Origin of the sequence: Umbribacter vaginalis (genome assembly GCA_001552935.1) — a bacterium.
GTDB classification, from domain to species: Bacteria; Actinomycetota; Coriobacteriia; order Coriobacteriales; family Eggerthellaceae; genus Berryella; species Berryella vaginalis.
The window spans coordinates 76,773-87,993 of sequence record KQ959677.1 but is presented as its reverse complement, the minus strand read 5'-3'; the positions used below and the strand labels follow the sequence as shown (position 1 = coordinate 87,993).

9 protein-coding genes are annotated in these 11,221 nt (G+C 44.3%); 2 read left to right on the top strand and 7 right to left on the bottom strand.

Annotation, left to right across the window (positions count from 1 at the left end; all coding sequences use genetic code 11):
• Nucleotides 1–435: 435 nt before the first annotated feature.
• The 5 genes from HMPREF3190_RS02090 to HMPREF3190_RS02070 form a co-directional block, all read right to left on the bottom strand.
• Nucleotides 436–1,431, bottom strand: coding sequence for a slipin family protein (locus HMPREF3190_RS02090; protein WP_066779897.1), 996 nt, complete (start codon nucleotides 1,429–1,431; stop codon nucleotides 436–438).
• 205 nt (nucleotides 1,432–1,636) lie between these two features.
• Complete coding sequence (locus HMPREF3190_RS02085) at nucleotides 1,637–2,080, bottom strand: GntR family transcriptional regulator (protein ID WP_082715088.1); 444 nt, start codon at nucleotides 2,078–2,080, stop codon at nucleotides 1,637–1,639.
• On the bottom strand, nucleotides 2,077–3,021 hold the full coding sequence (gene nrfD, locus HMPREF3190_RS02080) for an NrfD/PsrC family molybdoenzyme membrane anchor subunit (protein ID WP_066779894.1): 945 nt from the start codon (nucleotides 3,019–3,021) through the stop codon (nucleotides 2,077–2,079). Before nrfD ends, HMPREF3190_RS02085 begins: the two co-directional genes overlap by 4 nt.
• A gap of 12 nt (nucleotides 3,022–3,033) precedes the next feature.
• Nucleotides 3,034–5,043, bottom strand: coding sequence for a DNA primase (dnaG, locus tag HMPREF3190_RS02075; protein WP_066779892.1), 2,010 nt, complete (start codon nucleotides 5,041–5,043; stop codon nucleotides 3,034–3,036).
• Nucleotides 5,044–5,061: 18 nt separating this feature from the next.
• Nucleotides 5,062–5,361, bottom strand: coding sequence for a hypothetical protein (locus tag HMPREF3190_RS02070; RefSeq protein WP_066779890.1), 300 nt, complete (start codon nucleotides 5,359–5,361; stop codon nucleotides 5,062–5,064).
• Between the two features lie 111 nt (nucleotides 5,362–5,472).
• Here HMPREF3190_RS02070 and HMPREF3190_RS02065 point away from each other — a divergent pair, with 111 nt between their 5' ends.
• Complete coding sequence (locus HMPREF3190_RS02065) at nucleotides 5,473–6,726, top strand: HD domain-containing protein (RefSeq protein ID WP_156425683.1); 1,254 nt, start codon at nucleotides 5,473–5,475, stop codon at nucleotides 6,724–6,726.
• Nucleotides 6,727–6,868: 142 nt separating this feature from the next.
• Nucleotides 6,869–7,420 carry a phosphodiesterase gene (yfcE, locus tag HMPREF3190_RS02060; RefSeq protein ID WP_066779888.1) on the top strand — a complete coding sequence of 184 codons (552 nt, stop codon included), beginning with the start codon at nucleotides 6,869–6,871 and terminating at the stop codon, nucleotides 7,418–7,420.
• A 287-nt stretch (nucleotides 7,421–7,707) separates the two neighbouring features.
• On the opposite strand, the gene HMPREF3190_RS02055 is transcribed toward yfcE, so the two are convergent.
• Together HMPREF3190_RS02055 and ribF are read right to left on the bottom strand one after the other, a co-directional pair.
• A complete protein-coding gene (locus tag HMPREF3190_RS02055) occupies nucleotides 7,708–9,828 on the bottom strand; it encodes a sodium-translocating pyrophosphatase (protein ID WP_066779887.1) in 2,121 nt (706 codons plus the stop codon).
• 228 nt (nucleotides 9,829–10,056) lie between these two features.
• The gene (gene ribF / locus HMPREF3190_RS02050; RefSeq protein ID WP_066779886.1) at nucleotides 10,057–11,052 is read right to left on the bottom strand and encodes a riboflavin biosynthesis protein RibF; all 996 of its coding nucleotides are present in this window, start codon (nucleotides 11,050–11,052) and stop codon (nucleotides 10,057–10,059) included.
• Nucleotides 11,053–11,221: the final 169 nt, after the last annotated feature.

Sequence of the window (11,221 nt, the reverse complement as noted above, 5' to 3'; positions counted from 1 at the left end):
AAGCGCTGTTAGGTGCTTTTCATGTGATGGTAACGCACCTTGTAGAGATGAACTTTGTTCGGAAGTGCTTTGCATAGAAGCACTCGTATGCTGCATAATTACCCCTCCTACCCATATGCAGTATTCTTACCTGCAGCTCGTCTTCTGCATATGGCAAGAACTACTACCATATTGCTACGTTCAACACGCGTAAACTCGTATTGATTTATGCATTAACTATATCAATTGTCATATGACAATTCAATAATTATCATATGACAATTTGGCAAAATTGCTATCTATTTTAAGAATAATACAAGGTCAAACCATGATTTTAAAACGAGTCATTCCGCGCTTTACCATCCATGTAAGCGATACACTGTTGAGCGGATCTATTCACACAACGTAAGCATGCCGTATAACTCATGCATACGCTTCGCACGATGCTACCAATAGCTATTCGTTAGGATGTTTTATTTTCCGTGAAAACGAACCAACTAAAGCTTTTAACAGCGAGCTGTCATCTTGTTCAAAACCATCCGAAAGTGCACTGGGAATAACAAGTGACGATTTTGCATCGCGCATGCTTTCATATAACAAATGCATCGTGCGCAAGCGCAGTGCTTCTGGGTCGTTTTTATATTCACCTGCAGCTTCTTTAAGCATAAGCGCAAGATCTTTTTCGCCTTCCATTAAAATCATACGCGCTTTACGACGCTGTTCAGCTTGAGCTTCAAGAGAAAGCGCTTGCTGTAAATCTTCAGGAATAAGAATATCGCGAACTTGTACAGAAATAATACTTACGCCCCATGCCGACACTTCGTCTTCAAGCATTTTCTTAAGTTCTGAGTCAAGCTGTTCGCGCTTGAGTGCAACCTCTGCAACGCTCGAGCGCCCAATAGCATCTCGCAAGGCTGTTTGTGCTGCTAGTTGCACCGCACATGCAAAATCGGTTACTTCAACACTTGCAGCACGTGCATCCCACACCACCCAAAATAACACCGCATCAACATCAAGGGGTACTAAATCGCTTGAAAGTGTGCGTTTTGCATCAAACGTTGTAACGCGCAAACGCGTATCAACACGAATAACGTTGCTATCGATAAAAGGAATAGTAAGAAAGCAGCCAGGGCCTGCACTTCTATGAAATTTACCTAAACGCAGCACAATAACATGTTCCCATTCTTGTGCAATATGAATACTCATAGCACACGCGATACCGCACACGAAACAGATACATACACTGAAAAGCCCGATTCGCATCCCTGCTAGATAACACAACACAGCTGCTAGTGCTGCTCCAAACACAAACATCATGACGCTAAATAAAAACACTCCTATATGAGATGTTTGCTGACCAACAAATTCACTTTGAGGAAGCAACACGTTTTGAGTTGAATTACCTGCTATCTGCGCTTTTTGTTTTGTATTGTATTGGTTATGCTGCTTCATACCAAAAACCCTTCCCTATTTTCATAATACAGTTCAAGCGGAATATCATCGTACTAAGATGCGCTTGTATTAGTCGTACGCAGTACGCATTGGTTATAATCACAAAAGCGCACTACCGTGTTATACCGCAGTGCCCTGTTGCTTATAGGTTCGCAGTGGATCATAGTACTTTTGCCCATATTATCTGGCATTCTTCTGCATCCACTTACTCTGCTGACGATGACGAAGTATTGCTATCACATGACGAAGCGTGCATTTTCATGTCGGTAATAACATGTTTGAAACGTACAAGAATATCATCAAGCGACATACCAGCATTGCGACAGCACGCGATACACTCGCGCATGCTTTGCTCAACTTCACTGCTATCATGTATGCCAGCATGAGAAACATCCAATACAATAGTTCCTCTACCAGGTGTTGTTGATACCCAGCCTTCCGATTTTAACGCTAAATACGCTTTATTGACGGTGTTATAGTTAATTGAAAGCGTTGCTGCAAGCGCACGTACCGTAGGCAAAACATCGCCTGCTTTATAGTAGCCCGATGAAATAAGATAAATATAACGATTACGAATTTGTATCCAAAGCGCTAAATCGCTTGTTTCATCGATGGTAAAACTAAATTGTTGAGGCGAGGGTGTATTCATCCTGCAACACCTGCTCCTAAAAATACGTGCGATGCTGCTATAACAATACCATAGCGCATAGAAAACGCTCCCACTAAAACCAACAGTGCTATCACTATAAAGCTTTCCCAATGCACGGTATTATACCGTGTATCAAAGCGCGTTATCACCGCATCTCCCAGAAGCGGAATAATAATACCTAACAAAACACACGAGCCAAGAAACAATATCCCTGATGTACCAGAGAGTAAAAAGAGTGCCGCTGTACGTGCTTCTGTATACCAACTTCCTAATGCGCTGTACAAAAATGCAGCTAAACAAAAAAATTCAAGGATTAAACACACAAAATCACAGCGAAGCAACACCGTGTGGAGCTGTTTATACGCTTCACGATAGCGTCCAAGCGATACGATAAGTATAAAAAGCGCTATTCCGCATGAAAACGCTGAAACGCAAAAAAGAGCGATAATCCACGGTGAGTTCCACAGCGGTATAGCGTTCAAGCTTGCTAGCATGATACCTGTATATGCAGCAACACAGCATCCGCCAACAAAGGCGATAAGTGCACATAAGCGCACGCATATAAGCGAAACGTAGGTAAAGAATGCAACCAGTGCGGCAAGCAGTGCATCGGCAAGCATGAGTACAACAAGCGCATACGATCCAAACGTAAGAAAACTAGCATGCGGCATGAGAAACAAATACAAAGCTTTATCGATAGATCCTAAGTCGGCTAATAAAAAAACAACGCCCGCTGCAAGAGCAAGAAAAGAACTGGTGAATGCAGTCACAAGAAGTTCACACGTGCTTTGATGCGCCATAAAAATCAAGCGCTTACGTGGTATAAGCAAAGTGCCAATACGGTGTTTTGGTGTAAGGAGCACACACAAAGCAGCACAGATGCTTAAACCTGCGCCTGTGCCGCCGAGAAACAAATATATAACAATAGGGGCGCCAAACATAGCATCGTCCCGTTAACCGCGCGATTGCTGATGCTTAAGTTTTCGCTCAAAAAGCTCTTTTTGCATGCTGCTGATTTCACAAAATAACTGATCACGTTCAGAATTATTTTCGCCTAATGCCTGGAGCTGCTTAATACGACCACGTGCGTGGATAATTTTATCTTCCAAATCACCAATCGCAAGCTCTTCAAATAAATAAGAAAGGCGCTGATAATCAGTGTCTTTCACCGACATTAAGCCCTGAGAGAGGCGCGGCATTAACGATACGAAGCGTTGCGATAGCGCACTCATGAGCACATCAGTAGTACATGCTGCATGCGTGCTGTATGCGCGCTTGTATTCCTCACATAAAAAGGATGCAAGCTGCGATAACACTTCAACGCTCCACTTTATTTGTTGAAGCTGTTCATACGCGCGCCCGATAGCTTCAGGCTTTCGTATCAAAATACACAACACGCTAAATTCTATCCGTGCGCGATTAGTCGTTTTACCAGGTGCGCTCTGAGCTTGTGAAGAACGTACACGGCGTGCAAAACCAACCTGTGTGCCCTGAGCATACGATTCAGAATTTACGCTAGCATTCACCTGCTTAAACGTGCCAGATGATGACTGCATGCTAGCTGATGGATGAACCCCAGATGATGGCGGCATGCCTGAACGTGTTCTTTCACGCATTGCAGAAGATACAGCTGAGTTCGACCTTAAAGCCGCTAACGCTTTCAGTGCATCATCGGTGCGAACATTGCATCTATCTGCAAGAAGCGATACATATTCTTTCGCAAGCAGAGAATGCTTTATAGGAGCTAATATGCTAAGAGCATCAGAAAATGCTTGCGTGCGCTCCCAAGGATTTTCCAGATTGTACTTTGATAATCGCCGCTCAATACCAAAAAGCAGAAGTGGTTGTGCATGCGCAATAAGCGCATCCAGCGCCGCTCCCCCGTGAGCTGCTACAAATTCAGCAGGATCAAGGTTATCAGGAAGTGTTACGGCTTTAAGTTGTACACGCGCTGCCCCCGCTTCTGGCGTAAAACGATCATCAATAAATTGCAATGCGCGCTCAATAGCGTGTTGACCTGCATTATCACCATCAAAAAGATACACAATACTGCGTTTTGCATAGCGCGACAACACATTGATATGCTGCGATGTAAGCGCTGTTCCAAGCGTTGCAACCGCATGAGTAATACCTGATTGATGGAGCGCTATCACATCGGTATAGCCTTCCACAACAATAGCTTCGCCTTTTTCACTCATAGCGGTTTTTGCTTTGTTTAAGCCATACAGCACGCGTGATTTATGAAACAAAGGCGATTCGGACGTATTGAGATACTTTGGCTGTCCAGACCCAATAACACGCCCACCAAATGCAATTACATTATCAGAAACATCAAAAATAGGAAACATAATGCGATTAAAAAAACGATCATGCACGACGCCGTTCGCATTTTTAAGCGCCACATTAGCTGCAATCATATCAGCGTCAGAATACGATTTTGAACGCAGATAGGACACAAGCGTGCCATTACCAGGAGCAAAACCTAAATTCCACAAACGCGGAATATCCCCTCCTAGCTGGCGCGATGATAAATAATCACGAGCAGCTTGCGCTTGTTCAGACGTAAGGCGCATAAGCTGGCAATGGTAAAATTCTGCTGCATCTTTACAAAGTTGTTTGAGCGTTAACGTTGAAGAGGTAGGGGTGTTTTTACCTGATTGCTGTTGCTTTTGAAGCGGTATATGCGCACGTTCTGCAAGGTACTCAAGCGCTTCTACAAAATTCATATTCTCAGCGCGCTCAACAAAAGAGATGGCATCACCACCTGCGCCACAGCCAAAACAATGCCATAAACCAAGCACATCATCAATTTTAAGCGAAGGTGTTTTTTCGTGATGAAACGGGCAGCAACACCAAAAATCGCCACCACGCTTTACCAGCGCACCACGCTGAGCAAAAAGCTCTTTTAAGCTGCTTGCTTCGCGAACGCGGCGAATTTCTTCATCACTGTATCCAAAAGCCATAATAACCTACATATAAGCTTATGATTGTTGCATCGAAGCATCATGAGAATTCGTGCTCGAAGATGAAGTGCTGCTTGTATTGTGTGCTCCATCGTTTATCGCAGCGCTGCTTAATGAAGAAGCAAAAACGCTGTTTTTATGCGCCATACGACGCGCTGCATAAAACAGAATACTAGCAACCACATATAAACAGATAATAGTCATAATACGTCCAACGCTCGGTGTTTTATATCCGATAACTAACACACCGACACCAAAGCTTGCCATAACAGCACATAATACACTTAACCAGCGCATATACTGAGGTACTGGCGACATAATTGCTCCTTTTTTTCGTATTTGTATAACTGAGTATAACAAAAAAATAATTAACACCCAACATGAATACACGCCTGATACAATAGAGTTGATAAAAGAATGGAGAAAACTATGAGCGAACACACTAAAATGTATCCCCTTCTCAGTTTGCATCCTGATATTGAGAAAGCAATTCGCGATGACAAACAGCACGGCAAGAAAAGTAAGTACGCTTTTGCTGATGAAAACATTATCCGTCGTGAAGATACCGATCACGACCGCGCAACGCTCGTGCGCTCCGCTTTTGAGCGCGACAGCGAAAAGATTATCAATATACCAGCGTACAATCGCTATGTTGATAAAACTCAAGTGTTTTCATTTATCAAAAACGATGATATTTGCCGCCGCGGACTGCACGTGCAATTAGTAGCACGCGTTGCGCGTTCAATATGTTCATGTTTAGGTCTTAACACCTCACTTGCTGAAGCTATTGCGCTTGGACACGACCTTGGACATGCGCCGTTTGGCCATGTAGGTGAGCGCTTATTAAACGCCTGCTATCATAAATACACAGGACGTTATTTCAATCATAATGTGCAAAGTGTACGCGTGATGGATACGCTCTATCGGCGCAATATTAGCTTGCAAACCCTTAACGGAGCGCTGTGTCATAATGGCGAATTCGTGCAAAAAGCGCTGCGTATGCGCGCGATGAATACCTTTGACGACCTGGATGAAACGGTCGAGAAGTGCATTAGCGATGAACAAAATATTAAGCTTTTGCGTCCCTGCACATTGGAAGGCTGCGTTGTTCGTATGGCTGATATGATCGCCTACCTTGGTAAAGATAGAAATGACGCCATTGACTTGGGAATCATCCCCGACTTTTCATGCTTTTCATCGCAGATGATCGGTGTGCGCAATGGTGAAATTTTAAACAATATGATTGTTGATATTATCAATAATAGCTACGGCAAAGATCATATAGAAATGAGCCAAGAAGCGTTTAACGACATCAAGGAAGCAAAGAAAGAAAACTATCGCTATATCTATGAACTTGAAGGTCAAGCACTTGAAGAAAATCACAATGTGGCGCCTATGTTTGAAGCGCTCTACGATGCGCTTTACGACGATTTGCTTCATAAACGTGAAACGTCAACAATCTATCGTCACCATATAGATTACTTGTGTAAAAAATCGCAAAGCATAACGCGTGAAAGCTATTTACAAGAAGATCCTCATCAAATTGTTGTTGATTATATCTCATCGATGACTGACGATTATTTCGTGCGCTTGTATAATCATACATTCCCGCGTAAAACTGCAACACTGGATACTACTACTCCCTACGAGTACAGCTACCAATTTATTCATGATAGCGAATAATTATGCTGAGTGAGTAAAACTTAGCTATACTACAATACGTGCTGAGGTATTGTTAACGCCATAAATTCTATGGCGTTGTAACAGTCGCAAACACGATACGTTCAATGCGGAGGAGTTGTATGGTAAAGGAGCTGTTAAATTTATGAGATTGCTTATTGCTTCAGACATACACGGCTCAACATTTGCTGCGCGTCACTTAGTAGGACGCATTGAAGCAGAAAAGGTTGACCATGTGTTGTTGCTGGGCGACTTGCTGTATCATGGTCCTCGTAATGCCTTACCAACAGGCTATAATCCACAAGAATGTGCAGAATTGCTCAATATGAACGCGCGTGTTACTACCGCTGTACGCGGTAATTGCGACTCTGAAGTTGATCAGTGGATGCTGCATTTTCCCTGCATGAGCGACTACACCATCCTCATCAGTGATGATGTTACTTTTTTTGCAACGCACGGGCACCGTTCTGGGCTTCGACCTGGTGATTTGCCCGACCTTAAACCCGGTTCGATATTTCTGTATGGCCATACACACAAAAAAGGTTTCTCGCAAGAAGGTAAAATTTTGCTGGTAAATCCAGGGAGTATTGCCATTCCAAAAGACGGAGTTGCAAGTTATGCTCTATACGCTAACGGATTTATCGACTTGAAAACCATGCAAGGTGAAGTAATCGAGTCGTGTTGCGTAAAAATGTAAGGCAAAAACGGTGCTGATGTGCGCTTGCAATATGCGTAAGCGGAAACGCGCGTATTGCAGGCGCTTTTAAGATGTAGCACGATACGCCCTGCTCATGCATACTGCTGATACATACATGCAAAGCTCTTGAGAATGTATGAATGAACTCAATAACGTATACGTGCAATGCAAAAACGTTGCTAATACATATCATGCAAATATTGAACCCAAAAATAAAGCGCCCCACGCAATGTGTGGAGCGCTTTCTTTGTATCCTCACTCAAACGTCACTCAAGTGACACTGTGAATTAGCCAACCAAATGTTGAACAGCAATAAACAGCGGTGAGAATGTAAGAGCGATAATCGTCATCAGGTTGATCAAAATATTCATCGAAGGACCTGAGGTATCTTTGAATGGATCACCAACGGTATCACCAACAACAGCTGCTTTATGAGCTTCTGAACCTTTACCGCCGTGAGCACCTTTCTCGATGTACTTCTTAGAGTTATCCCACGCGCCGCCTGCATTTGACATGAAAATGGCAAGAAGCATACCAGTTGATACGGCACCTGCTAAAAAGCCACCGAGCATTTCAGGGCTAAAGCATCCAATAACAATAGGAATAACAACAGCTAAAATGCCTGGTAACAACATCTTATGCAAGGCAGCAGTAGTTGAAATTCCTACGCATTTGTCGTATTCAGGCTCGGCTTTATACTCCATAATGCCTTTAATTTCACGGAATTGACGACGTACTTCTTCAACCATTGCGTGAGCAGCATCGCTTACAGCACCCATCGTTAATGCAGCGAACATAAACGGCACCATAGCGCCAATGAAAATACCTGCGATGATAAGCGGGTTTGTAAGCGTTAAGCTGAAGTTTGCAAATGCATGATGCATGGTTGCTTGATACGATACAAACAGCGAAATAGCAGCAAGGCCTGCACTAGCAATAGCAAAACCTTTTGCGATAGCAGCAGTGGTGTTTCCAACAGCGTCAAGCGAGTCGGTACGGTCGCGTACTTCTTCTGGCAAACCAGCCATTTCAGCAATACCACCTGCGTTATCGGCAACAGGGCCATACGCGTCAACACCGATAGTAATAGCGGTATTTGAAAGCATACCAGTTGCCGCAAGAGCAACACCAAACAAGCCAACCGCTATGCCACCTTGCGACGTGTCAACGCCTGCAAATGCCATATTACCAAAGGCATACGCACCGATAATAGCAAACGCTACCAGCACAATTGGGATAATAGTCGAAAGCATACCAGTTGATAAACCTTGAATGATGTTAGTGGCGGCGCCTGTTTCAGACGACTCTGCAATTTTATGAACAGGCTTATATTCATCAGAGCAGAAATATTCTGTTGTTTTACCAATAAGAATACCAGCAACCAAACCACAGATAACCGAGCCAAATAACCAAAGAGGCTGGCCTACCTGCGATTGTGTGTTCCAGCAATAGAAGATAATGAAGATGGCAATAATCTCAAGAACGGCTGCTAAATACGTACCACGATTAAGTGCCGCATGAAGCGAGCTTCCTTCTTTCGTACGCACAACAAACAGCCCGATGATGGACGTAATAATGCCGCATGCGGCAATAACGAGTGGCACCACAACAGCCCACACCAAATCGATGCCCGCAAAATAACCAAGCGAACCAAAGGTAACGGCCAAAATTGTTGGTGCAATAATAGAACCAGTATACGACTCAAATAAGTCGGCACCCATTCCAGCAACGTCACCAACATTATCGCCTACGTTATCGGCAATAGTAGCAGGGTTACGCGGATCGTCTTCAGGAATTCCCGCTTCAACTTTACCAACGAGGTCGGCTCCAACGTCAGCTGCTTTGGTATAAATTCCGCCGCCTACACGGGCAAACAAAGCAACACCCGATGCGCCGGTTGCAAAACCTTCAACCATGCCAACATGTTCATGCATAACTTTAATGGCATCAATGTGGCCAAACACCAAAAAAATCAACCATAGCGACAAGCCCATTAACGCAAACGAAGCAACGCATAAGCCCATCGTTAAGCCCGACTTGAAACTGATGTTGAGTGCGCGTGCAACAGAAGTTTCAGCCGCAAACGTTGTACGTGTATTCGCGCGTGTCGCAACATGCATTCCCACATAACCGGCAGCTGCTGACAGTACACCGCCTGTAACAAAAGCAATTGCCGTCCAGATGGAAAGCGCGAAAGCCATTACAATAGCAACGACTACCACAAAGATGGCAAGCATCTTGTACTCGCTCATCAAAAACGCTTTAGCTCCTTTTTGAATTTTGATAGAGATGTGATTCATTTTGTCTGGACCTGGGTTTTGCTTAAGAACCCACGATCCAAGGTAAGCTGCAACCAAAATGCCGATAAGAGCACAAATGGGTGCAAGCCATGCTACCGTAGTAGTCATGTAACTCCTCCTTGACTGTTCTATACACGTGACTTTTTACCGTGCAAGCGCACACGCAACGGTAAAAAAATCGTTACTTCTGTATGATATTAGATTTTTGCCTGCGCAGTGCTATCAATCTGTGATATTTGCAAAAATATCAGCTGAGTACGTACAAGAAACACGCCGAGGCGCGAAACAGTGTACAGTGCGGGTGCGGTGATGGCGATATTGACTAAGTTTATAATGCTATACGAGGCGTTTTACCTGTGCAATATCGTTTGTGATACACGCAATAAGCGCATCCGTAGAAGAAAAACGCTGCAACGCACGCAAATGCGCTACAAAATGAACGCGCACATATGAGTTGTAAATGTCATCTGAGAAATCAAGAATGTGCACTTCGCAATTTGCAAGCGCGGCATTGGTACAGGCGGCTTCACTGCTAAAGGTAGGTGAAACACCTAATGAAACGGCCGCTTTATACCATGTTCCTTTACACGAACACGTACTATAAAAAGGCGCATGACACGTATTGTCAACACTACAACGAGCTGCGTACACACCCTCAGGAAGTAGCATCATAGCAGGCGGGATGTGTAAATTTGCTGTTTGAATACCAAAGGTTCTACCTTGAGCGCGTCCGTGTTGTACACGCGCAGAAAGTTCGTAAGAATGCCCAAGAAGCAGTTCTGCCAACTGGATATTGCCCGCTTGCAGCGCCGCGCGAATTCTGCTTGCAGAAACAACGCCGCCTTCCCCTTCAAACAACTCGTGAACGCACACCTGTATTCCACGCTCTTCGCACCAGCTGCGCAAAAACGCATTGTCGCCTTGCGCGTGTGCGCCAAATCGAAAATTTGCTCCCACATGAATTGCGAAAGGCGCACTATCAGCGAAAACACTGTCCAGAAATTCACAAGCTGAAAGCGCCGCGCACTCAGGAGAAAAATGAAGCACCGCAAGCGCGTCAGCACCGCTGTGTTCGAGAGCATAGAGGCGCGCTTCATTGGACATAAGCTTTTCTGAGTGCGCAGGACGCATCAATTCGTCGGGATCGATGTCAAACGTAAGGATGATACAGCGTTTGTTATGCTGTTTAGCTTGATTACAGGCAAGCTTTATCAGGTGTTGATGACCTTTATGAACACCGTCAAAAACACCACACACTATCACAGCATCTTTACAAGACACCACATCAGGTGTAGAAAAACTAAGAGTAGGTGTAGTTGTGTCGCTTGACATACCAAACCTTCCACGAGATACTCAAACGTATACTCAGCATTTGAGAGCCTACCAAAAAACATTACAAAGCAGCTCCGCAAGCGAAACCACCCTCAAACCACAGCCGCTGCGCAAGTAAAACGCCCCAAACCACAGCCGCTGCGCAAGTAAAACCGCTTAACGACACCTC

Bases quoted from the DNA above. Each gene is read 5' to 3' on its own strand.
- HMPREF3190_RS02090 (WP_066779897.1), bottom strand. From the start codon at position 1,431: ATGAAGCAGCATAACCAATACAATACAAAACAAAAAGCGCAGATAGCA.
- HMPREF3190_RS02085 (WP_082715088.1), bottom strand. From the start codon at position 2,080: ATGAATACACCCTCGCCTCAACAATTTAGTTTTACCATCGATGAAACA.
- nrfD (WP_066779894.1), bottom strand. From the start codon at position 3,021: ATGTTTGGCGCCCCTATTGTTATATATTTGTTTCTCGGCGGCACAGGC.
- dnaG (WP_066779892.1), bottom strand. From the start codon at position 5,043: ATGGCTTTTGGATACAGTGATGAAGAAATTCGCCGCGTTCGCGAAGCA.
- HMPREF3190_RS02070 (WP_066779890.1), bottom strand. From the start codon at position 5,361: ATGTCGCCAGTACCTCAGTATATGCGCTGGTTAAGTGTATTATGTGCT.
- HMPREF3190_RS02065 (WP_156425683.1), top strand. From the start codon at position 5,473: ATGAGCGAACACACTAAAATGTATCCCCTTCTCAGTTTGCATCCTGAT.
- yfcE (WP_066779888.1), top strand. From the start codon at position 6,869: ATGAGATTGCTTATTGCTTCAGACATACACGGCTCAACATTTGCTGCG.
- HMPREF3190_RS02055 (WP_066779887.1), bottom strand. From the start codon at position 9,828: ATGACTACTACGGTAGCATGGCTTGCACCCATTTGTGCTCTTATCGGC.
- ribF (WP_066779886.1), bottom strand. From the start codon at position 11,052: ATGTCAAGCGACACAACTACACCTACTCTTAGTTTTTCTACACCTGAT.